This window comes from Spirosoma aerophilum, from assembly GCF_054782495.1.
The window spans coordinates 129,847-153,538 of sequence record NZ_BAAGSJ010000013.1 but is presented as its reverse complement, the minus strand read 5'-3'; the positions used below and the strand labels follow the sequence as shown (position 1 = coordinate 153,538).

The window sequence follows — 23,692 nt, the reverse complement described above, 5'->3', positions numbered from 1 at the left end:
TCGTGACCTACGCGTGCATGCAGACAATCCAATCCGTAAAAGACTTTTTAGATGAGAAGGCCGATCAGTACAATCGGCCTTCATTTATTGATCGCGACCCGATCAGTATTCCCCACCGCTTTAGCAGGAAACAGGATATTGAGATTATGGGCTTCTGGGCAGCCGTACTCGCCTGGGGACAGCGACCCGTTATTCTGAAGAAAGCCGCCGAGCTGGTCGACTTGATGGATGGCGCTCCGTTCGACTTCATCCGGCATCATGAAGAAAGCGACGTAAAGCGGTTTCTCCAGTTCAAACACCGAACGTTCAACGCCACCGACGCGCTTTATTTTATTCACTTCTTCAGACACTATTTCCAGCAACACGACTCCCTGGAAGATGCCTTTCTGACAACAAACGAAGGCCAAACCGTCGAATCTGCGCTCATTGTTTTCCATGACCGTTTTTGTGGCTTAACGGATTTCTTTCCGGAGCGTACCCGCAAACACATTGCCACTCCCGCCCGAAACTCATCCTGCAAGCGTTTATTAATGTTTTTGCGATGGATGGTGCGGCAGGACGACCGGGGAGTTGATTTTGGGATCTGGTCCCGAATCCGCCCCGATCAGTTAGTCATTCCGATCGACGTGCATGTAAACCGTGTGGCGCGCCATTTAAAATTGCTCAACCGTCCGCAAACCGACTGGAAAGCCGCGCTCGAACTCACCGAAACTCTACGTCAGTTCGACCCTGTTGACCCTATTCGGTATGACTTTGCCCTCTTTGGTTTAGGTGTAGAAGGCGAACTGTGAGATTCCGGCACAAACCAGCGGGTCAGTAGATATTTTTGAGTCTTCTAATTAAACAATACACAGGCCGAACCGATTATCCTGTCAGACGTTCGTTTGAGACGACGATCTATCTTTGATAAGCTTAAGTGGTCTGGTGCTCCGGCATAAGACCTGTTTTTTCAGACTGTGACGTATATCTTATGCCCTTTCAGATATCAACCCAGCCGTTTGGCACACTGCCTTCCGCTACCGAACCGCTCAAAGAATATATACTCGAACATACCGAAACGGGTGAGTTTATCACAATTTTACCGGGCTATGGCGGTATTCTCCGCCGATTGGTATTGCGAAAGGGAAAGCACCTCCTTCCCCTGATCATCGCCCCCGATTCACCACAGGCGTTGGTTACCGACGAAGGCTACGCAAGTGCCCTGATGTATCCGTTTCCAAGCCGCATTCGGCATGGTATCTACCACTTCGAAGGGCAAGATTACGCATTAAAGCTGAATGAGGTAAAGCATGATAACGCCCTGCATGGCTTTGTGCACGGCCGCGATTTTTCGGTGATCAGTCAGGAAGTTACGTCGACCTACGCCCAGTTGGTTATTCGGTATACTTACAAAGGAGATACCGTTGGTTATCCTTTCCCGTTTATTTTGACTGTTTCGTATAAACTAGTTCAGGCCAATCTGCTGGCGCGTGGGAGCGCAGCTGCCGACGACCGCATGTGTGCGCTGGAGGTTAGTTATTCGGCCATCAATACGGGCACTACGCGTTGTCCGGCCGCTTTTGGCTGGCATCCCTACTTCTCACTTTCCGAAGAGCTGATCGACGAGATGAGTTTATCGTTACCAACCCGTACGCCGGTTATCCTCAACGAGCGAATGATTCCGGACGGTAAGATGGCAACCGAACAGGCAGGTCAGATCAGTTTGCGCGACCAGAAGCTGGACACGGCGTTTGCCATTGAACCAACCAGCGACCCGGCCAGTCCTGAATCTTTCGCCGAAACGGTTCTTACGTCAGGCAGCACAGGCGTTCGCCTGATTGTTGGGCAGGAAACCGGTGAAGGGAAACTCAACTACCTGGTTTGTTTTACCCCCGTACGGCGCGATGGCATTGCCATTGAACCGCTTACGGCCAATGTCGACGCCTTCAACAATGGCGACGGACTTGTTATCCTGAACCCCGGCGAAGCCCTTTCGGGTACGATCTGGGTGCGACTCGACTAACCTTCAGAGCGAGCGCATCTTGATATTTCGAAACCAGACACTGCTGCCCCAATCCTGTAAACCAATACGCCCGGTAAAGCGACCTTTACTGATTGGGGCATCTTTGAGTTTGCTGGAAGCAACACGCTGTTTCCACTCGGCACTGGTCAGGTCGTGTTCCTGAATACTGAACCCATTCAGCGAAACGGTCAGTTTGTTCTTTTTAACGACAACGTGCACTTTGTTCCAGCCACCAACCGGTTGTAACTCCCGCACACGGGCATTGGCCACACTGAAGAAATCACCCGCCCGGTGCTTGTTTTCATCGGCACCTTCATAAATGGCATCGTCCAGCACCTGAAGCTCCAGACCAGTATCGAAAATATTTTTGAATTGCGGCTCTTCCTGAACAAATAAGAAGATACCGCTATTGGTAAACCGCTCTACTTTCCACTCAGCCTTGAGCTCAAAATCACCGGTGATAACAGCATCCGTCACCAGGTCGCCCCCATCAGGCGCTTTGTTACCTACCCGGTTGGGCACGTTCAGATTCAAAGCTCCCTGATCGATTCTCCAGGATGTTCCCACTTTGGCTCCTTTGGCACCGTATTTATGCCAGCCGGATAGATCACGACCGTTAAACAGGAGTTTCCAGCCCTCCTTTTGTTCCTGGGCCGACAACGTATTGAGCGGCTGGGCCTGTGTACTTATAATGAAGAGACATAACAAAAAGCTGATAGAAATGAGCTTGGGGAGCATGATAAATTGGATTGTATTAAGCGAACAAAAGACACATAAACTGTATAACTCCTTATATGGCAATTTTTATATACATAGAACGTGAAGCGATTAATCCGTATGTAAAATCACTTTCCCGAAGCTAACCATTTGATATAAGACAGTAAAGCAAAGATTTACTATTTACTCCTTATAAAAAAGTAACAGGAATTTTAGCTTTTTTAACACGCCAATAAATACCCTTAGTCACATTAAAAAGTAATTAAAATTTAAAAAAACACTTACCTTTTAATAATATTTTAATCACATAAATAATTTTTCATATTGAATATTTAATTAACTAATAGTTTACTATTAGTTAATTAATAAATATAAACTTTACTTTTTAAATATATAAACCATTTTTACATATAATATATACATACTCCAAGTCATATATAAATAACCTTATAATAAATAATACTTTATCTACAGAAATGATAGCCTTATAATATGTTGGACAATACAGCTTACTTCATAACGTAAACCAGACACTGTATGCTGGTATCATACTAAAACGCATAATAAATATGAAGGTTAATTTTATCCCCGCCCTGGCTATCGGCATTTGTTGCCTTAGCTTCCTTTCCTGTGAGAAGAACTTACCAACAGATGAAGCAACCGGTTCAGGCCGGGTAGCTGCCGCTGGTGGTGGCGGCACAAGTACGGGCCAAGGAATTATGGTTAAATTGCTCGCATCCGGCGATTACTCAGTATCTGGATCAAAAGTTTACAAATTTGATGAGACTGCTGCCGCAACTTATTTCACCACAACTATCAGCCCAGGCGTACCAACAAACTGTAATGGCAGCCCAACCAACTGCAACATCTCAAACACACCAGCAGCCCCATTAGCTCCAGCCCCTAATGTCAATAAACTTAAAGCTCTAATCAGCGACAACAAATGCAGATTTCTAAGTGGTGCAACATTATCAGGTACCACATACACACAGACTGAAACAGCTGCTGGTTTGAATGGCAGAGGAAATTTTGAATTTACATTTACTTATACAATCGCCCCTACCACTAGTGACCCCGTTGCACCCTACACAGCATGGCCTTTATTTCAAGACAATACTGATGGAACAGCAACAATTCCAGTCAGTGCAACCATTGCTGGGGAATCGGCTATGTCGTCGAAACAATTTCCTAAAAAATATTCTTTCAGCTTGGACGAAGGCGTGGATATAAATGGCGACCCGATTAGTCGTGTCCAGGATTTAGTTCTTACTGTCGATGGCGTGCCCACAAGTGTGTCTTCACACCTCGTATTTGGTCAGAACTTTATGTATGTAACAAACGCAGGCTCAAACGGAACTACAAGCCTTCTTGTAGATGGCGATGCTACATCTATTTTAAATAACGACTCTCAGCCAGGTAATAATAATGGTGGCGTTGGTGGTAAAGACTTAGCTTCTGCGTTAGTAGATGCAATTCCTTACTCTTTGGGAGAAGGTGCCCATACGATTAACCTTACTGGGAAAATAAAGGGAAATTCAGCAACTGCAGATATAGGCTTCAGTGTAACTAGTAGTATCAATATTGTAACTCCAGGTTGTAACGGACAGAATCAGTAATATCTTTCAAGAATTAAGCACAAAACAACTCAACTGAATTTTAGTTGTTTTGTGCTTAATTCTTGAAAGATATTATTATTTAAAATTTCACGTTTTTCAGGCAGGACAGTTATACGTTATAAGTACTATCATACATTCTGAAATAAATGAATACGAAACCAGCATTCATTTTTAGGGAGTAAAACTGGATTTTAAATTATATCATTCCCGTATAGAATCAATATACTTAAACCGGCACAAAAGCTATTTTTTGATACATACTTAAAGTCGATTGGTGTGATACGTAATCTCAGGAATAATACGACAAGATCCCCCTTACTTACTTAGACACCAACTTAATAGCCGTAATGGTATTCTCCGTACGCTCTTCATAGAAACCCACCACAACAGACCCGTTAGCATCTACGAGCTCTTTCGTGATGAAAAAGGGAAAGCGCAGCGTTAGGTTGGCAGCAGTGGTAATGGTAATCATCCCCGGAAGATCCCCCGCTGTTTCTTCATCGGCTCCTTTAAGTATTCCTGCTATCTTTTTCGTATCCGCATCAATCCTCACATCGTTGTCCTTCAGTATCGACTTCCCACCCACCTGTAGATCGAGCAACGCATTGACAGGCTCACTGGTGTAGGTGAAAGACACGATTTTACCTACCCACTCTGTAAGGGTGGGCAACTGAGCCCCCTCTACCTCTTCCATATTTACCGTAAACTCTTCAGTCGATTTCCCGTCGGGGGATTCGATCGTCAGCGTGGCAAGCGGGTAGCCTGAGTCTTCAACTTGTTTGAGCACACCCGTCTCGTTACTAATCCGCTTATTCGAAACAGATTTAGCTGCTATGGTCTGCACGATATTATCGGCGGTTGTCGCCGTAATAGCATTTACTGAACGAGATGATTCTTTTTCCCGGGAGGCACACGAGAGGCCGGTGACCAGAACAAGGGCCGCAATGATAGAAGGGAAGCGCATGATGGAAATACACGTTTTACGGATAAACAGTCGAATGACAAATGAATGTAAATGTAGCTTCCCGTTCAAGGTACTGGCCACCTAAGGCTTACCCGAAAAAAGTGTATCTCAGTTGTTGGAGCAGGGTTGCTTATAGAATTGATAGAACTGCTAACACTTCCTTATTCACTTCTTTCATCCTCCTCGCCAAAGTAGCCATCAAACATCCCTTTCTTCCAGTCGGCTCTTAATTGCGGTAAATCTGTAAAGGGATAATCGAATGATGTCGTTTTAATAAACCTGACTTTGTCGCCTGAACCTGGCATACGAATAATCCGGCCTGACCTGGTCAGGATACCAACAGGATGATCGGTATCATCATCATCATAGATGGCATAAACAATTCCATTTTCGGCTACTTCTGCAATCTTCAACGCTGGGGAGGGTGTGTACTGAACGTGGAGCAAATCACCAACTTTCCATTCAGATTGAGTAGCTATCGGTGTTTCAAGGGTTGGTTGTGGCATGTTATTAATTAACTGTTGTTATTCATTTCAAAGCCTACACTTAAAGGCTATTACCGACTCTTAACTGTCACTTGAGTACTGTAGAGGAGAAATTACTGTTTTAAAACACTGCTTTTGTAAGCAAACGGTCCACCACAAATATAGACTTAATTAAGGCAACGAAATAGATGCATTTGGCAACTTCAGAATAACCTAGTTAAATGCCTGGCTGTAATGTCTATTGATTTTCTCCATTTAGTTTTTGTCAAACTTGCACCATTACCTATATAGGTATCCGTTTGACGACAAGGCCGTAATTACCCACCTTTTTACCAAACCTAACCTCATGAGTACTAATACCTTGATATTACCATATGACAACAACTGACTCTTTTATATACAAAAAATGCCTTATAAGATTTATAGATATACATATTTACAACACACTAAGTTTACTAAACTACTATTCAAATAAATCTTTAATAGAGTTTCATTTTTTATTAATCCAGTCTCAGTCCAGCTCCCTATATTTGTTGATTAAATGGTATAACCTATTAACTATCAATCTCTATTTTTATCCAATGAATTACCACTATTCTTACCTTAATGCAACAAGTTGCCTGACCGATTCGTCTGGCCTTATCCCTTCCAATCATTCCTGGTTAGCTAATTACAGTCCTCTTGATTGTATACCGTACTGATCTGACGTTACATTAATCGCTCTTCTAAAACTGCTAAAGTCTGTGCTTTATTACCTAAAAGCCAGACCCATTTCTAGTCGTTCTCCCACGTACTTTCCAATTGATTTTTCCAACTACTTAATGAAGGGACCAGCCCTCACTGTAACGATTCATGAACGTAACTTCCTTTTATTTAGCCTTCGCGTTATACTTTCTAAATTTAGGTGTATCAACACAAAAATCAGGTAATGGCAGTTTGCCAAAACCAATTGCGCAATTCATAAGCGAGCCTTTCAGTAACAGTCATCAGACGCATACATCCTTCGTTCAGTCCAGCCAGAAGGAGTTAGCTCCCACAGCAACCTTCAATATTCCCGGTAAAATCGAAGCGGAAGGCTACAGTGCGATGAAAGGAGTCCAGACCGAAACAACCACCGATGCGGGCGGGGGACTTAACGTAGGATGGATCGACGATAACGACTGGATGGATTATACCGTCAATGTAGCGGCAGCCGGACTTTACACATTTCAGTTTCGCGTTGCCAATGGCTATGGAAATGGCCGAATTGAATTGCGTAATGCCAACGGCGGCCCTTTACTCGGCTTTGATGTGCCCCTGACCGGTGGCTTTCAGTTCTGGAAAACCGTTAATGCCACAGCTAACCTGCCCGCCGGTACACAAACGCTGCGTGTTTACGCCGTCAGAGGGTTGTTCAACTTCAACTGGATGAACGTCACCAGTGGTCGGCTCGCCACGACACCAGCAACCATTACCTTTGACCCACTGGTCGATCAGCCTTTCAATGCGGCACCGTTCAACCTGGTAGCGACCAGCAACAATACCGCAACGCCCATTACCTTCAGCTCATCGAACCCAGCCGTTGTTTCCGTTTCGGATGCTACGGGCGTTTGGAAAGCAACTCCCGTATCAGCCGGATCAGCCATTATAACGGCTTCTCAACTCGGCAACGATACGTATCTGGATGCTAACCCTGTGAGCCGGATGCAGATCATGTTACCCGCAACATCGTTGACGGCGAATCGTAAAATTCCCATTGACGGCTCCCGGTGGTACCAGCTCAACAATACCAGTAATGGACTGGAAGGCCTATTCGACGGGAAGACCGATGTGGGCGTAACAACCGGCTGGGGTAAAATACTGCCTAGCTTTGACGCCTTTTACCCACTGGCAGATGGCGAGTCAATGACGATTGAAAGCATCCGGCTCTACAGCGGTCAGGGAGGGGCAGCTGAAACACCCATGGTCCTGTCGGTCATCAATGATCAATGGCAGCGTACGGTCATTGCAAACTACGTAGGTGGTCAGTATAACACCTGGATGGGACCGTACCTCAACCGGCAGCGAAGTGGCGATGCGCTCTATAAATTAGATATAAACGTTACAAACGCTCGCTATTTGGTGCTCACAACCACCAACAACGTTTATCCAACCGAAATTGAGTTTTATGGCTCGTACGTAGCCGGCAAACAGCCAACTCCCGTTCCCAGAAAATCCGTCAAGCTGAAAGACATGTTTGGCATTAACGCTTTTGAGTGGGATTTTGAGCACCCCAACACCCCAACTCAAATTGATGAAAATCGATGGCAGGCAGCTAAATACTTTACGGGATTTCGCCATTATCTGGACTGGCAGAAGCTGGAATCGACCCCTGGCAGCTTTACCTACAATCCCTCCTACAGTGGTGGCTGGAACTTCGATGCGATTTATGAGCGCTGCAAAGCGGAGGGAAAAGTTGTACTGGCTTGCCTGAAAACCATGCCCGACTGGATGATCAACACCTATCCGGATTCGGAGAAAGACAGCGAGAATGTACCGGTTCGCTATGGAAAGAGTTTTACCGATCCATATTCTTACTGGGAGCAGGCACAATTGGGCTTTCAATACGCAGCCCGTTACGGAAGCAATAAGAATGTGGACCCTTCGCTGCTGAGCGTTAATTCCAAATCACGCTGGACGAACGACCCGCCCAACACGGTCAAAATTGGTCTGGATCTGGTTAAATACATCGAGTGCGATAACGAACGCGATAAATGGTGGAAGGGCCGTAAGGCGTACCAGACTGCCCGCGAATATGCAGCTAACCTGTCGGCGTTCTACGACGGCCACAAAAACACGATGGGTCGTGGGATTGGCGTAAAGAACGCTGATCCCAACATGAAAGTCGTTATTGGGGGACTGGCACTGGCCACAACCGGAACCGATTACATTGCCGGGATGATTGACTGGTGCAAGCAATACCGGGGTTACAAGGCAGATGGCAGTGTAAATCTTTGCTGGGATGTTATCAATTACCATTTCTACCCCGATGATGCCAACTCGACCCAGAGTGGATATGGTACCCGGGGTGAAGCCCCTGAAATAAGCCTGGTACCCAATGTAGCCAGGAAGTTTCTCAAACTGGCACACGACGCTTCCTACGACATGCCTGTTTGGGTGACTGAAACAGGATATGATGTGAACGAGGGCAGCCCCTTACGGGCAATTGCCGTTGGCAATAAGACAGTCAAACAAACGCAGGCCGACTGGATTCTTCGCACAGCGCTATTATACGCACGACTGGGTATCGATAAAGTATTCTTCTACCAGATGTATTCCGATGATCCAACCAGCCAAACCCGATTCGGTTCGCAGGGCTTGATCAATTCTGACAGAACTCCTACTCTGGCAGCCACTTACATGTTCCAGACCAACAAGCTGCTGGGTGAATACAATTTCAAGGAAACGATTAATAATGATCCGGTAGTGGACCGCTACGAGTTGAACGGCAAATCGGCCTACGCGCTGGTGGTGCCGGATGAAAAAGGACGAGCTGCCAACTACACCCTCAACCTGGGTTCAACGGTGACAACCGCTACCGTCTATACGCCAACTGCCAACAGTGACCAGATGGCTAGCCGGTCAGTTCCCGTCTCAAATGGAACTGTAACGTTGACGGTGACCGAAACACCAATTTTTGTTATCCCGTCGACGGGCAGTGGCCGGGTGGCCGAAACCACCGTAGATGATGTTGATCGTTCCCTCAAGACGCTTCAGCTTTACCCAAATCCAGCTGTCGACGAAGTGACCATCTCCCTGAACAATGGCAGCGTGGATAACTTAGAGGTACGAATACTGGATACAGGCACCGGGCGGGTTCACCAACAGCACAGTCTGTTAAAATCAGATTCGGCACTTGTTCAAAAAATCTCGATTGACGCGTTACCCTTTGGTCTCTATGTCGTTGAAATCAAGCAGGGTAATAATATTGAATATCGAAAAATGATAAAAGTACAATAACGACCTTCAGCACCTGTTTTATCGTTGTCATCGACATAGGTTAGCACCCTAAATTCCCTTCTTTACCCTTTGGCTCCAGCCAGGTAAAGGTCGTGTGCTACAGGGACCACTGAACAAGTACATTGAATTAAACCTGAGTCCGGTTGAATACAGTATCCCTGTATTCAACCGGACTCAGGTTTTTAAAAAATATCGGTTTTGAGTTTATGTACCCTACCATTCCAGTAATTTCCTATTGGCGATACACCGCTCGTGAGAACAAAACACTCATTGTATTTTTTTAAACATACAAACAGTTACGTTTTTACGCAACCTGCCCCACCCGTTCAAACATCCCGAAACGGGCGTTTAACCTATCAATGGGAATACTCACCAATGGGCCCGAAGTCTGCCAGTCGGCGCGGCTTTACGATGGTACCTCACCTACTTTTGAGCTTGCATTTCGAAAGATGTTGTTCTTGTGGGGCTGGCTAAGCGGGTTCATGACGCTGCTTTATTCTTCAGGCGTACACGGAGGGCAAGGCCAAAGAACAGGAGTGAAACAATCAGGAAGACTGCTTTAGAATAAGGATTATCAAACCCAATACCCAGAACTAAATAGACAAAACCCAGGGCGCCATAGCTGCTGGCCTTACCAGTAGTAAAAGCGGTCCGATTGGTCAAATAAACGCCCAACATGACACCGGCCAACATCGTATAAAATGGGATAATGGAGATATCGCCGGGTGCTGCCCAGCTGTTGGTTTCGTTTTTGTGGATAGTCCAGAGGATGCCAAAGATCACTAGCCCAAGAAGTGTGCCCAGCAATCCAAATTTGAGCGTTTGTTTGAAGGTATCAGGCTTATGGGGCTTAATATAATATTTAAACAGGACGGCAATTAAAACACTCACCAAAGCAGGCGCGAATCCGACCAAGGCCAACAGGTAGAGAGGGTCAGTCATGATGAAGTTCTTCTTACTTGTTAAAAGATTAATTTATTCGTTATGGCTTTCTAATGGAGTAAGTTATTAAAGGAATTGATATCATAGCAACTTCACCCTGTCGGCAGTAGGCTACCCCCGTAAAAATCTTATATTAGACAACCATACGAATAGGAATTATAGCCGATTATCCACCACTCTAAAACTAGATAAAAAAAACTAGTTATAATACTAAATGATTATAACTTACTCCTTTATACAACGGCGATTATTAGGCTGTTTGCCCACAGCCAAATATGCTCCCGGTTACCCGACAGAGGGAGTATATAGGATCATAACCGTGCCCGTGGCCCTACCAGCGAACGTAGCGTAAGTGATGGATTGAGTTTGATAGATTACAAACAGTTCGTACGGGCATGCGACGAATGTCAAACGATTGAAACGTTTTAAGAGGCCTTAACTAGTTAATCTCTGTCAAACTAAAGCAAACCATCGCATATGAAAAGCTTTTTACGGCCATGCCTGAACGTTTCTCCGCCGAAAAGCATCTTTTCAGGCCTGGCGTACAAAATAGGTTTAGTTTGAAAACGGCCTCCAATGCTGCAAGCTGATCAGCCGTAAACTGCGTGGTAAGTACCAACAGATTACCTGCGAGCTGCTCAATTTGGCGAATTCCCAGGATCGGCGCGGCAACACCGGGTTTGGCCAGAAGCCAGGTATAAAGGGGTCACCACTAGGCCGGAGCGACCCAGTGCGCGGTAATCAGTCAGGGTCATTATATGCGTTAGTTGTTGCTTGTACCCGATCTCTACTGCACCGAGAAACGATAGGCTACCGGGCTGAGTCCCGTCTTACTTTTGAACAGTCGGCTGAAATATTGTGGGTATTCGAAGCCCAACTGAAACGCCGTCTCGTTGATCGACAGCGACGTTGTCAGCAGCAGCAATTTAGCTTTTTCGATCAGCGCCTGGTGGATGTGTTGCTGCGTGTTCTGACCGGTCAGCACGCGCAGCAGATCGCTTAGATAGGCAGGGGATACGTTCAGCTTATCGGCAAACAACTGAACGGTTGGTAAAGGCTGGTCAGCCTCCTGTGCGAAATAGTCCGTCAATAAAGTCTCAAATCGGCTCAATACCGATCCTTCGTCACGGTCGTGCTCAACGGAACGCCGGGTAACAAACTGACGGGTATAGAAGCGGTCGGCGTAGGTCAACAGCAACTCAATCTGGCCTACCAGTACGTCCTGACTGAAGGCGTCGATGGGTCGTTCGCACTCCGCCCGCAGGTTGTCGAGCAATCGGCTAAGCTGAACCTCTTCCTGCTCCGATATGTGGAGGGCTTCATGCACGGCGTATGAGAAAAAGCCATAGCTACCTATTCGTTTGCCTATTGGGTATTTCCTCAGCAAGTCCGGGTGGAATACCAGCATCCAGCCGGTCACCTGAGTGGTGTCCAGGGACGGATCGACCGCGAATACCTGACCGGGCGCCGAGAAGCCCATGACCCCCTCACTAAAATCGTAGGGGCGATGCCCATAGTATAGCAAACCGTTCAGATTTCGCTTTAAAAAAATCGTATACAACCGAAGGGCTACCGGATTGGGTACCACCTTACCACCCCGGGCCACCGCCTGTTGGTTAGCCGCTCCTAAATCAATCAGGGTCAGCAACGGATGCGTGGGGGCGGGCAGACCGTAAAACCGGGTATACTCAGTGACGGTGTGCAGCGTCTGAATGTCGTTGGTCTTTTGTTTCATCCGTAAATAGCACCATGTATTACAATCCATTTCGGGTTGTCAGATTTCCTGACAGGGTTCACTGACAACCCGAAACTGGAATTTCCAGTTTAGCTAAAAACGGGGTAGGCAGAGCCCACTACACTGCCCACCGGCAGAATCGCATCGATTTCGTCGAGCTCCGAGGGGCTCAACGTGATAGCGGCAGCGGCTACGTTCGCTTCCAGGTATGTCCGTCTTTTCGTTCCAGGGATAGCCACTACGTTTTGAGCGAGTACCCAAGCCAGGGCCAGTTGCGAAGCGGAAACCCCTTTGGTTTCGGCCATTGATTCCAGCTTAGTAACTAACTCCAGGTTCTTGTAAAAGTTGTCGCCTTGATAGCGGGGAAACATTCGGCGTGAATCATTGGGTTCGAAATCATCCGGCGATTTAATCGCACCAGACAGAAATCCACGTCCTAAAGGCGAGTAGCCCACAAAGCCGATACCCAGTTCCCGCGTTGTTTCCAGCACACCCGTTATTTCTACGCCCCGATCAAACAGCGAATATTCACTCTCGATGGCCGTAAGGGCGTGTACTGCATGCGCCCGCCGGATAATATCGGAGGGCACTTCAGACAAGCCCAAATAGCGAACCTTACCCTCCTGCACGAGATCGGCCATGGCACCCACGGTATCTTCGATAGGGGTATTAGGATCTAACCGGTGCAAATAAAACAGATCGATGTAATCCGTTTTGAGGTTCCTCAATGATCGCTCAATGGACTTTCGGACGTAAGCAGGCTGGCCATTAAACGCGTAGGTAATCGTACCCGCATCGTCAACTTCGAAACCAAACTTAGTGGCAATCGTGACCTGGTCGCGTTTACCCGCCAGCGCTTTACCCACTAGCTGTTCGTTGGTAAAGGGGCCGTACACGTCTGCCGTGTCGAGCATGGTTACCCCGAGCTCAAGCGCCTGGTGAATCGTGGCAATACTTTCGAGTTCGTCGGGCGTACCATATATAGTGCCGCCGGGGAAGTCAGACATGCCCATACAGCCCAAGCCTTGTACGGAGACCTCTAAACCCTGACTACCGAGCGCTACTTTGGTTAACTTATTCATATCGTCTTGTGGTTTGACTGGTTAATTACACGACAAAGGTCAGGGGAAGGCCCTCGGTAGCAGCTACACGAAATGCGGTTTATGCAATACAAAACGTGGCACCGGCAACGAATCCAGACAGATATGTCAAAGCAGACTGTCCTGAACCCTTTGAGGTGAGCCAGTGAAAAGGAGTGATTATTTTAGTAAACGTGTCTTATGTTAAATAACATCGTTCACCTTTTAGATAGGTTCGGCCCACCGCTGTGGTTGGAATTTTACCACAGGGGCGGCCTGTCCTTTTTGTGTATGCCAATATCAGCCCCAGACTACCTTTTATGAAAGCGTATTTTCAAACGGCCCAATTGTGACAGTAGAATCGTCGAAGTCTATTGAGGGCGTCATTGTTGACGATTCCTTTTTAACGATTGCCAAACACCATCGTCAACTACGCATGGCACAAAACTACCAGTAGTTGACTCATTTGTGACAGCCTCTTCTGAGCCTCGGAGCGACCTTTGATTCATCCAAAACGGATAAAAACAACCAAACTTAATTGCTCATGAAAACGCTCCTCACCACCCTGCTTCTGGCGGCTTCTTTAACGGCAACCAGCTCCTCGGTTACCCAGGCCGAAAACCAACCTGCTCGTAAACCCACCCAGGTGGCCACTTACCAAACGGGTATCTATACTACGACCGAAGGCAAGCTTCAAATTGCCCTCGATAAACAAACCGGCGGGGCCCTAACCGTTCGCCTGGTGAATCAGAAAGGGGACGTCCTTTTTGATCAACAAATCGGGAAGCAACAAACATCTGCTCGTCTGCGGCTTGATCTGAGTGAGCTGTCCGATGGCGCCTATCAGGTGGTCATTTCCAATGGCAGAGACGTCACCACCCGCTCCGTTACGATCTCAAGCCAGCCGGTGGCAACATCGGACCGGTTGGTGGCTCTGAACTAAGCCTTTGCAACCCTTGCTCTTCGTCAACCCGCCCGCACCGGCCGATTTCCCAGCTGACACGGGGTTGGGGTACTCAATCGGTCCGGGTGAATCGAAAGCCTGTTTTCGGATGGGCTTCTTCCCGGAGAACCGATGCAGGAACCGGCAACTGATCACGAAAACCTGGTTTATCTGACCATTCACGTTTCAACTGAGTGGTCAGATAAACCAGGTTTTCGTGATCCTATAGTTTGTAAACGATCGATAAAAGGCCCGGCTTTTGAAGCAGATATAAATAGCCGTTTTTCGTTTCAAAGAGAATCTCTCTCGAACGACTATTCATGCAGTAGTACTGCTTTTTTGCAGTTGACTTACTGTACCACTATTGGTACATAATTATTTCTATGGCTATTCTCTTTCAGCCGCCTGATCAGGGTTCCTCACCTACTTCGCTAAAGCCACGCGTTTCTCAACCAGCCGGGCCAGCAACGACCCTTTACCAACCTTAGCGAGCCACTAGCTTCGCCTTTCGAACAGGTCCAAAAGGGCGCGCTAACTCAGCAAGTGGATCAGCGAGCCGAGCTGCTGAAATTATCATTTAAAGAGATGGCTGTCATTCAGCAAGTCGCTGAACGAACACTACACCGGGTTTCACAATTGACCAACAAACCTTGGAGCGATGGTTATTACTGGAAAACTTAACGGCTCATAGCCTGCTGGTTTTCACGGTCGGGTCAGGTACGTGACAACCTTTACACCCTCTGCCACGTTGGGTGCCGCATTAGCTAGCCGGATAGTTTCCTGTCCGAGGTAAGTGGATCAAGCAGAGCCAACCAACAACGAACATAGCCAAGCAAGCCGAGCATGAAGACACTACTACTTAATATCTACCTTGTTACCACTGCCCGACACCTCGACACTACCAGACTTAACCCGAACTTGATTCCCAGCAGAATCGACTGCTACGGAATCGGTGTATTCCTTGCCGTTGATGGTGACGCTTGATGGTTGCTCTTTTGATTGTTGCTCGTTCTTGGCTTGGCAACCGGCCAGCAAGAGGCAGAAAAATAGAAGGTTTTTCACTTTTTGTGCGACAGGTAGCCCACCTGTCAGGGGAAGTATCAGCCCAACGCAGGCGATGTATCGTTCATTATCAATTACTTAATCTGTCGACCGGAATGCGAAACACCAGCAAAAGAACACTCATTGTCAGTTACTTATCCTGTCGCCCGATACGCGCCCGGCGCCACTTGCATGGCCGGTTCACCCAACGACTATGAGTGTTGATGGTGGGCGAAAACTTACCTGAACATACGTACCTGAACCTTTACACACTCATTTGGTTGGGCTGAGATTTTGTTTTTAGGACGAGCGTCTTGTCAGCGGTAATTGTCCCACGCAGAGCGATACAATACACAATAACCATTGACTTACTTATGCTTTTGACGTTGTGTTACCCACTTTTTCAGTTTTGTTAGCGTTTGTTGTGCTACTTCTAGCCGATCACTATAGGAACAAGAACGATTGTAATACTTCCCATCACGCTCTTCGATAAAGAGCAAATAGGAGGACTTGTCTACAAAGGAGAGTGAACAATTACTAAAATCTGAATCAATCTCAATGGTCTGTCCTTTTGTAAGAGGCCCTTTGAAATTATCCATCACTTCAATCTTAACGCGCGAGGCTGTGTTAGGCACTTTTATTAACTGATATTCTTTCTCTTGTTCGGTATCTAATAAATCAACAACGGTGCCAGTAATGATGTATTTAGTACTTTCAAAATGATTCTCGACTGGAGTCATTAGGCAATCACAGACCGCAGCAGAAGGACCATTGCTGATAAAAAGTAGAAAAAACATTACCAACTGTTTCATAACCCCTATTCGTCAAAGTTTACTTGTCAGAGAAAACATGCCCAACTATTGTCGAACGCACCTAACTAAATAGATTCTCGTGTCACCCGTAACCTGCCAAACGAGCAAGAAGCTTTACCTCAGGAAAGTGCTGCCTGTCGCCGGAACGTTTGCACTCACGCATTTAATGGACCCTCACCCAACGACCATGAGTGTTGATGGTGGGGGAGCCACTTGACTGAACACACATATCTGCCCCTTTACACACTCATCATGTTGGGCTGCAAAACCGTCTTACGGGGGCGTATTAACCATCGGCAGACAGCCGCCCACGCGGAGCGGATTACTCTACATGTGTTTCTCCTGTTTTTTTAGACAATGACCGCACTGTCATACCGATCAAGGTCAATACCCCAAGCGAACTGAGTCGAAGCAGCCATGAGTACGTACTGACAACCATCATATACAGAATTAACAAACTCAGAATGACTACAATAAGATGACAACCGAATTTGTGATCTTCATGGAAGTTATAAATTTGAAGTAGTGCGTGTTTTATTCACGGAAGCGGTTATTGTTGTTCTACCAATCAGTGTAATACCCACTGTGATACACAATCTGAAAATGGAAGCCCAAACTTGCATAACCAGGGCGTTCATTTTGTTAGCCGTAACCTGCCGATTAAACAAATACCTGACCCCTAGGGCGGCCTGTCGCCCACAACACGACCCTAACAAGGTTAATTGTTGGTTTTTCTCTCCTCCCGTGCGTTTATTTCGGCTTTAGTCTTTTTTAAGACAGAAGTAGACAGAAGTAGGCAAGCCCCAAACCCAGCCAGTGATAAACTGTTTCTGCCTATCAACTCACTGATGGAATCGACTTGGTGAGATACAAGCCGGTAAAGAGCATACCCTATGGTCGCAATTATAAAGATTGCAGATAAATAGATAAGTGCTTTGAGTAGGTTCGCTCGGGATTGAAGCCTTTCTAAGCTTATTTCTGAGGATGATTTAGACGAAAAAGAATCAGGCATATCGGCAAGGAAGTAGAAGATAATTACTGTGGTGTAGCAATCCAAGTAGGAGTTCGCGTTGTCAAGCGGAACCTGCCTAACCAACCAAAGCCAAACCCGTGGGGCGTTTACTCTGTCAGCCGAGGTTGGGAAATGAATACTTAAATCTTAACTTCTGAGCCGCGCTGTCTGTCGCACGAAGCCGCCCCGAGAATATACTTAGATGGGCCACCCAACAACCACAAGAGCTGATGACGAGCGTGCGAGACATTTACATACATGGGATGTTAGGCTGCCCACCTAACCTCGCTGCCCGCTTCACGTCGACCAAAGCGGCCCAGGCAGCGCTAAAACACCAACATGAACATCCAAACCGGTTGACCGTTGCCCTACGGGTTACTGCCTGTCGCCCGAACTGCTGACGTGCAAAAAACCTCCACGTTTCTGTTCGCTTCCTGTTGCCGGGGTCAAAAATAACCAACACAATATCAAAGAAACTTTAAAGTCAATTACATTTTTTTACTTCTGTTTGTGAATCTACTCTCCATTTATATGTATAAGAGGCTTTTTTTGCTTTTTCTACATCAGAAACGCATACGGTTTTTAGGTTAGGGTTTTTACTACAATATAATCTGAAATTTTCTATATCTCGAACCCTTGATATGTCTATATTATCTATACTATTTTCCTCACATTCTAATCCGAATAACGACGTAGTGTTTGCCAAATCTAAATTCTTTACTTTATTTTTAGAAAGATTAAGATAAAGCGAAGATTTAAGACTTTTGGGCAGTATGATTTCTGAAATATTATTCTGAGATACATCCAATAAAACTAATTCGTTCAGTTTCTCAGCGTTTATTCTTTCCAAAGAGTTTTTCTCTATTCTAACATATTTTAATTTGGTGTTAGAAGTTAAATTAATTGAGGTAAGCTTTGAATTATTAAGATTCAATAGTTCAAGATTTATATTTTTACTAAGATCAATTGTGTTGAAAGAACAGTTCATCATATCGAGTTCTTTCAATTCCAGGCAATTTGATAAGTTCACTTCTATCAATAAATTATTGTCAGAACGAGTCAAACCATCCAAATATATTTTTTCAAGTTTTTTATTAGCTTGAAAGTCTATTTTTTTTAGATTGAAACTACCTGATTGGGTATTATTACCTAATCCATACGATAGATTTTCAATTGTCGTTTGATAAGATGATCTGCCAATATTTTTGAGTTCTACATTTTTTGATAAATCTATATCGTTCAGAGCCAAATCAAACCCCAAATCTTCTATTAAAATATTTTTAGAAATATCTATTTTTGTAACGGCACATCCTCCAAAGAAAAAGCGCTTCAATTTTAGATTTTTTGTAATATCTATTTCCTTAAGTCTTTCATTTCCTGATAAGTCAAGATTTTCAAGTAGTAAATTCTTAGACAGATTAATTCTGTCGATGGATGCATCCGTTATTCTTAAAGATTTTAATTTTGTATTAAATGACAAATCAACATACTTCAAGTTATTGGCATAGATGTATAAAGTTTCAAGGTTTGGAAACAGTTCAATTCCACTCAAATCTTGTAGACCTTTTAACTCATCATTGAAAGCTACAAGCATAAGGTTAACAACTTTGTCAGCGTCAGCTTTACTAATTAGCCCATCGATTTTTCCATCTTTATCTATCCCTTTTGCAATCAAGAAGTTTTCAAGAACATTGTCTGCAATTTTTATTTCTGCTGACGTTCTAACTTTAAACGACGATTCAGCACAGTTACCTTTCGAGTCACACGCTATTACTTTACCATTCAGTTCAGTGTTAAAAGGAATATTTTTCAATATATATGAATACGTCCCACTATTAAAATCAAAGTCGGATGGTGAAATATAAACTGTATCAACACCAATTAAGCGGTAGTTTAGAACATTTCCACCAGAGTAGCTCGTAGGAACCCAACTAACTTTTACGTATTTACCGTTCGGTTCTAAGACGGCATTAACGGTAAAAGGCTCTATGGGTTTACTTTCAATGTCTTCCCTCTTACAGCCAAAAAGTGCAATTACTAGTAGGCATAAAATAATTTCTACATTTCTCATGACTATTGCTCCTTGATTTCAATTTACTTGTACGTCAATCTGTCATCCGAAAGCTGCCAAATGATCCAAACCTGACCGCTGCGACCCTTAACCTGTCGCCCGCATTCCGGAAATACAGACACTACTTTATATGTTGCACCCAACGCAAAGATGTTGATGGTGAGCGAATTAGTCACCTGAACACGAACCACTTGAACCTTTACACACCCGTCATGTTGGGCTACCAAACACCCCTCTGGGGCGGGCTCCCTGTCAGCGGGAAGCTACCCCACGCACGGAACGTTGACGCTGTAACTTCCGATTCCGAATGGCCAAACTTAGGGCAGTGGGTCCCATAGCAACGCCTGTTAAAAACACTCCTTGCCCTAATTCTCTATTTTGTCGAACAACCGAAGTACTCACCATCATAAGTCCTAATCCAACCCATCCCAAAGTTCGAATTGTTTTGTTAGGTGTAAGCTTTGGATAAACATTGAGCGAGACTGGCTTTACTGGCGCAATCAGTATAGATGAGTGTTTAGACGTATCAGGTAATACTGGTCTACCTGTCATCATTTGAGCTGCGCTTCGGTGACAAGTCAAAATAAAGAGTCCAAAAAATAATTTATTCATCACTACAAAGACTTAAAAGGTTTTCAGTGGTTTTCTAAATTTATTCTTGCCATGACGTGCGCCTTGTCAACTGGAACTTGACTAACGAGCCCAAAGCTTACGCATGAGACCTACAAGCTGTCACAGGTAACCCGCCTAGCGAGCCTAAAACCTGCCTGTCGAGCCGTGAACCCTGTCGCTGGTGACCCGACTTGCACGCCCATTTTGGCTATGCACTCAACGCCCACAGGGGCTGATGGTGGGCGAGTCACTTAACTGAATGCGAGCAATTGGCACCTTTACACACTCATCCTGTTGGGCTGCTGACTCTCCTTCGGGACGTGCGCCCTGTCGCTGGTGAGCTATCCCACGCAGAGCGGACAGCAACGCACTTTCCGATTTCAGCACCAACGGTCGAAACCTGATTACAATAAAGGATTGCGTTTTTTGAGGGCTCTGGCCCCCAAGCCAGCGGCCAAAATGATCAACACTACAACAAAAGTCGTTCCCATAGCTCTATGTCTTTGTTGGCGTTTTCGACCGAGTTTTTTCTACCACTTGACCAGTTGAGACCTTCAGCTTGTCGACCGAAAGCCAAACGATTTGTTTTTATAAACTTGTCCAACCTAGCCTTCCCTCTGTCAACCGAAACCTGACCAGCGAGCCTAAAAACTTGACCGCTGGGACATGCAACCTGTCGCCGGTAACCCGCCTTGAACTCCTATGATTGTGCTATGAACCCACCCCCCCCTGAGTGTTGATGGTGAGCGCACAACTCCACTGAACAAACGTACCTGCACCTTCACACACCCGTTTGGTTGGGCTGCCTCTTCCCTGCGGGACGTGCTGCCTGTCGACGGAAAGCGACCCCACGCGGAGCGGACAACAACGCACAATCCGATTTTTATACCGACGGGCGAATCGCACCGGCGAACCGGCTCAACCACGCACCTCATCCGCTTTGCCCAACTATCCTTGTGGGGCGGTTGACTTGTCGACCGAAACCCGCCTACCCCGGTCAAAGTAAACCCCTGGGGCGGCTGGCCTGTCGACCGGAGGCTACCTAACGAGCCTAATGCTTGCCTAATGAGACGCGAAAACTGTCGCAGGTAACGCCCCTAGTAAGCCCATCTTGGCCGGGCCACCCAACACCCACAGGGGTTGATGGTGATTAGACGACTTTCCTGAACACGAGTCATTTGCACCTTTACACACCTGTTTGGTTGGGCTGCCGACTCGCCTGCGGGACAAGCTCTTTGTCGACGGGAAGCTAACCCTTGTCATGACAAATTGAATACTAAAACAGTTAATATGTTTTTTAATGTTTAACTATTCCTAATGAGTTACGAGTAGAAAAAAAGCCTGCTTCTTTCGTTACAAGATTTAAAGAAAATTCTGTACGATCAGTGAAGTCCCGACGAGTTAGAGCAATTGCAAGATTAGTTTGGCTCGTGCCTTTCAGAGAGAAGTCTAACCCATAATATTTATCCTGAACCAAGTAAACGGCTTGATATGGTGTAGACACTTTGTATGCCCCTAGAAACTTATGAGTAAATACAGGGCCCCGACCTAAACCATCAATATACACCCGAATAGAGTCTTGACTCAACCCATGCTCAACAATTAAGTTGTAACGACTGGTCATTGGAGTTAACGTATAGATTGAAGAGCTAAACGCATTCGCATCAGAATACTTAGGCTTCACCCCTTCCAATTGACCTATCAGCGAAGGAGTGGTCCATCCAATAAAAGTCACGGGATAAGTTCCAACTAAATAATTTGAAGGAATGGCTGAATTAACTAGAACCGTTTCATCAGACGTTATTTCAGTTTCCTTAGAACTGCAAGAAGAAATTATCAAGATTAAGAAAACTACTATTCCTAAGGAATAAAATTTATTATTGAAAACCATAGTAAAATTTGACTAAAAATATTATAAAAAAAACCAATATTATTTTTACAATAACCCCTAATAAAATTAAGGCTAAGCTTGGTTTTATTGTTGACTTTTCAAAGCTGATATTAATTCTTTATTTCGTTTTTCAGCCTTTCCGTTGTTATATGAAATAACTGCCCAAGCGGCTGTACCAAGCCAAATGAAAAAGCCTAAACCGAATATTAGAAAAGTAAAGACGGCTAAAACTTGAAGAAGAAGAGCGACAATACCAGAGATGAACTTTCCTCTCAATATAAAAGAGAGACCAGGAATGAGAATAGCGAGCAGAATCATGAGTAAAGTTGGAGTTACGGTTAAAATAAATTAAAAATTGAGCACCAAGCTCAATGACTTAATAATTAAAATAAATCTGGGCAGGCCTCCTAGTTAGACGTTTGACTTGTCAACCACAAGTCGACTAATAAATGAAAAACTTTCCTAATAAGACGTAAATACTGTCGCAGGTAACTCGCCTTTGACTTCTATTTTTTGTTTGGTTCACTTAACACCCATGAGTGTTGATGGTGGGCACATAACTCAACTGAACGCACGTACTTTCGACCTTTACACACTCATCATGTTGGGCTGCCGACTGTCCTGCGGGACGGGCTTCTTGTCAGCGGGTGCCTGCCCACGCGGAGCGCACAACTAAGCACGGTCCGATTGTTACTGCAAATTGATAGTCTTTATGTTTTCAAAGCACTTTGAACATACCAATTTTATTGCGGCAAAAGCCATGTTATCATCATTCCATTCATGGTCTTTTGCTCTTACTTCCTCACATTTGTCACACCAGCCTGATAACGTCGGTTCATCATCTTCGTCGTAGCCTTGATGAAAGCCCAAATGCTCACCGTGAAACAAATGTTGACAGACAAATGCTATTGGTAAGCTTCCATGTTCGTTACATTCAATCAACTCAACTTCCATTCTTGAATATTTTGGTTCTCCTATTGGGGCGTTTCTGGTGTCAGCCGGAACCCGACTCACGAGCCCAAAGGCTGCTTATTAAGCCGTGCACCCTGTCGCAGGTAACCTGCATATAACTCCTATCCTGGCCGGTTCACCCAACACCCATGAGTGTTGATGGTGGGCGAGCCCCTCAACTGAACAAATGTATTTGCACCTTTACACACTCATTCTGTTGGGCTGCGAGCTGCCTGCGGGACGAGCTGCCTGTCAGCGGAAGCCTGTCTGTGCGGAGCGGACACAAACGCACGGAACCGATACATTAGAAAGTCTTTCAGTCGGTTCGGGTTTGGTAGAACATCCACATCATGAATGTTGCTCCAATTCCAATCACCAACGAAGCACTAAAAAGCACGACTAACTCAACACTTAGCACCGACAGTGTTAGACCGCCCAAGCCTCTGAGTAAAATTGGTTTTTGGTAGTAGCCCTTGGCGAGTATCTCCCAATTTTGTGAAATGAGTAAGAACGCGAACGCCACCACCAACAAAGAGCTGTAGCGAATTACAAATTGTCGCAAGTTTAGTCGTTTCATTAGATTACTAGTTTTTCTGCCTTACCGGGGCGTTCCCCTGTCAGCCACAACCCGCCTAACGAGCCAAAAGCTAATCTTTTGAGCCGTGAAACCTGTCGCCCGTGACCCGCCTTTGACTCCCAGCATGGCCGGTTCACCCAACGCCCCAGAAGGCTGATGGATGAGGACGCAAATTGACTGATCACAAGCCGCTTGCACCTTTACCCCCCCTGCTTGTTGGGCTGCCAACTTTCCAGCGGGGACGTGTTGCCTGTCACCGGACAG

At 45.6% G+C, this 23,692-nt stretch carries 22 protein-coding genes; 8 read left to right on the top strand and 14 right to left on the bottom strand.

Annotated elements, in window-relative coordinates:
• Positions 1 to 17: 17 nt before the first annotated feature.
• Both ACYVK4_RS12215 and ACYVK4_RS12210 read left to right on the top strand, forming a co-directional pair.
• Complete coding sequence (locus tag ACYVK4_RS12215) at positions 18 to 791, top strand: TIGR02757 family protein (protein ID WP_461127795.1); 774 nt, start codon at positions 18 to 20, stop codon at positions 789 to 791.
• Positions 792 to 970: 179 nt separating this feature from the next.
• Complete coding sequence (locus tag ACYVK4_RS12210) at positions 971 to 2,002, top strand: aldose epimerase family protein (RefSeq protein ID WP_461127794.1); 1,032 nt, start codon at positions 971 to 973, stop codon at positions 2,000 to 2,002.
• Positions 2,003 to 2,005: 3 nt separating this feature from the next.
• Here the strand turns inward: ACYVK4_RS12210 and ACYVK4_RS12205 are convergent, their stop codons facing one another.
• Positions 2,006 to 2,740, bottom strand: a complete 735-nt coding sequence (locus ACYVK4_RS12205; RefSeq protein ID WP_461127793.1) for a 3-keto-disaccharide hydrolase — start codon at positions 2,738 to 2,740, stop codon at positions 2,006 to 2,008.
• 548 nt (positions 2,741 to 3,288) lie between these two features.
• Between ACYVK4_RS12205 and ACYVK4_RS12200 the strand changes: the two genes are divergently transcribed.
• Positions 3,289 to 4,335 (top strand): hypothetical protein, encoded by a 1,047-nt coding sequence (locus ACYVK4_RS12200; protein WP_461127792.1) that lies wholly within the window; start codon positions 3,289 to 3,291, stop codon positions 4,333 to 4,335.
• 319 nt (positions 4,336 to 4,654) lie between these two features.
• Here the strand turns inward: ACYVK4_RS12200 and ACYVK4_RS12195 are convergent, their stop codons facing one another.
• Positions 4,655 to 5,299 (bottom strand): hypothetical protein, encoded by a 645-nt coding sequence (locus ACYVK4_RS12195; RefSeq protein ID WP_461127791.1) that lies wholly within the window; start codon positions 5,297 to 5,299, stop codon positions 4,655 to 4,657.
• Between the two features lie 161 nt (positions 5,300 to 5,460).
• The gene (locus tag ACYVK4_RS12190; protein ID WP_461127790.1) at positions 5,461 to 5,805 is read right to left on the bottom strand and encodes a hypothetical protein; all 345 of its coding nucleotides are present in this window, start codon (positions 5,803 to 5,805) and stop codon (positions 5,461 to 5,463) included.
• A gap of 831 nt (positions 5,806 to 6,636) precedes the next feature.
• Between ACYVK4_RS12190 and ACYVK4_RS12185 the strand changes: the two genes are divergently transcribed.
• Positions 6,637 to 9,762, top strand: a complete 3,126-nt coding sequence (locus ACYVK4_RS12185; RefSeq protein ID WP_461127789.1) for a carbohydrate-binding protein — start codon at positions 6,637 to 6,639, stop codon at positions 9,760 to 9,762.
• Positions 9,763 to 10,242: 480 nt separating this feature from the next.
• Here ACYVK4_RS12185 and ACYVK4_RS12180 read toward each other — a convergent pair whose 3' ends face one another.
• The 4 genes from ACYVK4_RS12180 to ACYVK4_RS12165 form a co-directional block, all read right to left on the bottom strand.
• On the bottom strand, positions 10,243 to 10,704 hold the full coding sequence (locus ACYVK4_RS12180) for a hypothetical protein (RefSeq protein WP_461127788.1): 462 nt from the start codon (positions 10,702 to 10,704) through the stop codon (positions 10,243 to 10,245).
• A 439-nt stretch (positions 10,705 to 11,143) separates the two neighbouring features.
• Positions 11,144 to 11,392 carry a hypothetical protein gene (locus ACYVK4_RS12175; protein ID WP_461129589.1) on the bottom strand — a complete coding sequence of 83 codons (249 nt, stop codon included), beginning with the start codon at positions 11,390 to 11,392 and terminating at the stop codon, positions 11,144 to 11,146.
• Positions 11,393 to 11,491: 99 nt separating this feature from the next.
• On the bottom strand, positions 11,492 to 12,439 hold the full coding sequence (locus tag ACYVK4_RS12170) for a helix-turn-helix domain-containing protein (RefSeq protein WP_461127787.1): 948 nt from the start codon (positions 12,437 to 12,439) through the stop codon (positions 11,492 to 11,494).
• Positions 12,440 to 12,528: 89 nt separating this feature from the next.
• Positions 12,529 to 13,521: an aldo/keto reductase gene (locus ACYVK4_RS12165; protein ID WP_461127786.1), complete on the bottom strand. Its 993-nt coding sequence runs from the start codon at positions 13,519 to 13,521 to the stop codon at positions 12,529 to 12,531.
• Between the two features lie 541 nt (positions 13,522 to 14,062).
• Between ACYVK4_RS12165 and ACYVK4_RS12160 the strand changes: the two genes are divergently transcribed.
• Positions 14,063 to 14,461 (top strand): T9SS type A sorting domain-containing protein, encoded by a 399-nt coding sequence (locus ACYVK4_RS12160; protein ID WP_461127785.1) that lies wholly within the window; start codon positions 14,063 to 14,065, stop codon positions 14,459 to 14,461.
• 13 nt (positions 14,462 to 14,474) lie between these two features.
• Positions 14,475 to 14,636, top strand: a complete 162-nt coding sequence (locus ACYVK4_RS12155) for a hypothetical protein (RefSeq protein WP_461127784.1) — start codon at positions 14,475 to 14,477, stop codon at positions 14,634 to 14,636.
• Between the two features lie 680 nt (positions 14,637 to 15,316).
• Here ACYVK4_RS12155 and ACYVK4_RS12150 read toward each other — a convergent pair.
• Positions 15,317 to 15,523: a hypothetical protein gene (locus ACYVK4_RS12150; RefSeq protein ID WP_461127783.1), complete on the bottom strand. Its 207-nt coding sequence runs from the start codon at positions 15,521 to 15,523 to the stop codon at positions 15,317 to 15,319.
• A 347-nt stretch (positions 15,524 to 15,870) separates the two neighbouring features.
• Positions 15,871 to 16,314 (bottom strand): hypothetical protein, encoded by a 444-nt coding sequence (locus tag ACYVK4_RS12145; RefSeq protein ID WP_461127782.1) that lies wholly within the window; start codon positions 16,312 to 16,314, stop codon positions 15,871 to 15,873.
• 79 nt (positions 16,315 to 16,393) lie between these two features.
• On the opposite strand from ACYVK4_RS12145, the gene ACYVK4_RS12140 reads away from it, so the two are divergent.
• On the top strand, positions 16,394 to 16,531 hold the full coding sequence (locus ACYVK4_RS12140; protein ID WP_461127781.1) for a hypothetical protein: 138 nt from the start codon (positions 16,394 to 16,396) through the stop codon (positions 16,529 to 16,531).
• 1,279 nt (positions 16,532 to 17,810) lie between these two features.
• Here the strand turns inward: ACYVK4_RS12140 and ACYVK4_RS12135 are convergent.
• The gene (locus tag ACYVK4_RS12135; RefSeq protein WP_461127780.1) at positions 17,811 to 19,397 is read right to left on the bottom strand and encodes a leucine-rich repeat domain-containing protein; all 1,587 of its coding nucleotides are present in this window, start codon (positions 19,395 to 19,397) and stop codon (positions 17,811 to 17,813) included.
• A 1,434-nt stretch (positions 19,398 to 20,831) separates the two neighbouring features.
• Between ACYVK4_RS12135 and ACYVK4_RS12130 the strand changes: the two genes are divergently transcribed.
• Positions 20,832 to 20,978: a hypothetical protein gene (locus ACYVK4_RS12130; protein WP_461127779.1), complete on the top strand. Its 147-nt coding sequence runs from the start codon at positions 20,832 to 20,834 to the stop codon at positions 20,976 to 20,978.
• A gap of 328 nt (positions 20,979 to 21,306) precedes the next feature.
• On the opposite strand, the gene ACYVK4_RS12125 is transcribed toward ACYVK4_RS12130, so the two are convergent.
• The 4 genes from ACYVK4_RS12125 to ACYVK4_RS12110 form a co-directional block, all read right to left on the bottom strand.
• Positions 21,307 to 21,900 carry a hypothetical protein gene (locus ACYVK4_RS12125; RefSeq protein ID WP_461127778.1) on the bottom strand — a complete coding sequence of 198 codons (594 nt, stop codon included), beginning with the start codon at positions 21,898 to 21,900 and terminating at the stop codon, positions 21,307 to 21,309.
• 84 nt (positions 21,901 to 21,984) lie between these two features.
• Positions 21,985 to 22,218, bottom strand: coding sequence for a hypothetical protein (locus tag ACYVK4_RS12120; RefSeq protein ID WP_461127777.1), 234 nt, complete (start codon positions 22,216 to 22,218; stop codon positions 21,985 to 21,987).
• A 372-nt stretch (positions 22,219 to 22,590) separates the two neighbouring features.
• A complete protein-coding gene (locus ACYVK4_RS12115; RefSeq protein WP_461127776.1) occupies positions 22,591 to 22,854 on the bottom strand; it encodes a hypothetical protein in 264 nt (87 codons plus the stop codon).
• A gap of 313 nt (positions 22,855 to 23,167) precedes the next feature.
• Positions 23,168 to 23,428, bottom strand: a complete 261-nt coding sequence (locus ACYVK4_RS12110; RefSeq protein WP_461127775.1) for a hypothetical protein — start codon at positions 23,426 to 23,428, stop codon at positions 23,168 to 23,170.
• Between the last annotated feature and the right edge of the window lie 264 nt (positions 23,429 to 23,692).

What these genes read in the sequence shown, in the direction of transcription:
- ACYVK4_RS12215 (WP_461127795.1), top strand. Translation starts at nt 18, where the DNA reads ATGCAGACAATCCAATCCGTAAAAGACTTTTTAGATGAGAAGGCCGAT.
- ACYVK4_RS12210 (WP_461127794.1), top strand. Translation starts at nt 971, where the DNA reads ATGCCCTTTCAGATATCAACCCAGCCGTTTGGCACACTGCCTTCCGCT.
- ACYVK4_RS12205 (WP_461127793.1), bottom strand. Translation starts at nt 2,740, where the DNA reads ATGCTCCCCAAGCTCATTTCTATCAGCTTTTTGTTATGTCTCTTCATT.
- ACYVK4_RS12200 (WP_461127792.1), top strand. Translation starts at nt 3,289, where the DNA reads ATGAAGGTTAATTTTATCCCCGCCCTGGCTATCGGCATTTGTTGCCTT.
- ACYVK4_RS12195 (WP_461127791.1), bottom strand. Translation starts at nt 5,299, where the DNA reads ATGCGCTTCCCTTCTATCATTGCGGCCCTTGTTCTGGTCACCGGCCTC.
- ACYVK4_RS12190 (WP_461127790.1), bottom strand. Translation starts at nt 5,805, where the DNA reads ATGCCACAACCAACCCTTGAAACACCGATAGCTACTCAATCTGAATGG.
- ACYVK4_RS12185 (WP_461127789.1), top strand. Translation starts at nt 6,637, where the DNA reads ATGAACGTAACTTCCTTTTATTTAGCCTTCGCGTTATACTTTCTAAAT.
- ACYVK4_RS12180 (WP_461127788.1), bottom strand. Translation starts at nt 10,704, where the DNA reads ATGACTGACCCTCTCTACCTGTTGGCCTTGGTCGGATTCGCGCCTGCT.
- ACYVK4_RS12170 (WP_461127787.1), bottom strand. Translation starts at nt 12,439, where the DNA reads ATGAAACAAAAGACCAACGACATTCAGACGCTGCACACCGTCACTGAG.
- ACYVK4_RS12165 (WP_461127786.1), bottom strand. Translation starts at nt 13,521, where the DNA reads ATGAATAAGTTAACCAAAGTAGCGCTCGGTAGTCAGGGTTTAGAGGTC.
- ACYVK4_RS12160 (WP_461127785.1), top strand. Translation starts at nt 14,063, where the DNA reads ATGAAAACGCTCCTCACCACCCTGCTTCTGGCGGCTTCTTTAACGGCA.
- ACYVK4_RS12145 (WP_461127782.1), bottom strand. Translation starts at nt 16,314, where the DNA reads ATGAAACAGTTGGTAATGTTTTTTCTACTTTTTATCAGCAATGGTCCT.
- ACYVK4_RS12135 (WP_461127780.1), bottom strand. Translation starts at nt 19,397, where the DNA reads ATGAGAAATGTAGAAATTATTTTATGCCTACTAGTAATTGCACTTTTT.
- ACYVK4_RS12125 (WP_461127778.1), bottom strand. Translation starts at nt 21,900, where the DNA reads ATGGTTTTCAATAATAAATTTTATTCCTTAGGAATAGTAGTTTTCTTA.
- ACYVK4_RS12120 (WP_461127777.1), bottom strand. Translation starts at nt 22,218, where the DNA reads ATGATTCTGCTCGCTATTCTCATTCCTGGTCTCTCTTTTATATTGAGA.
- ACYVK4_RS12115 (WP_461127776.1), bottom strand. Translation starts at nt 22,854, where the DNA reads ATGGAAGTTGAGTTGATTGAATGTAACGAACATGGAAGCTTACCAATA.
- ACYVK4_RS12110 (WP_461127775.1), bottom strand. Translation starts at nt 23,428, where the DNA reads ATGAAACGACTAAACTTGCGACAATTTGTAATTCGCTACAGCTCTTTG.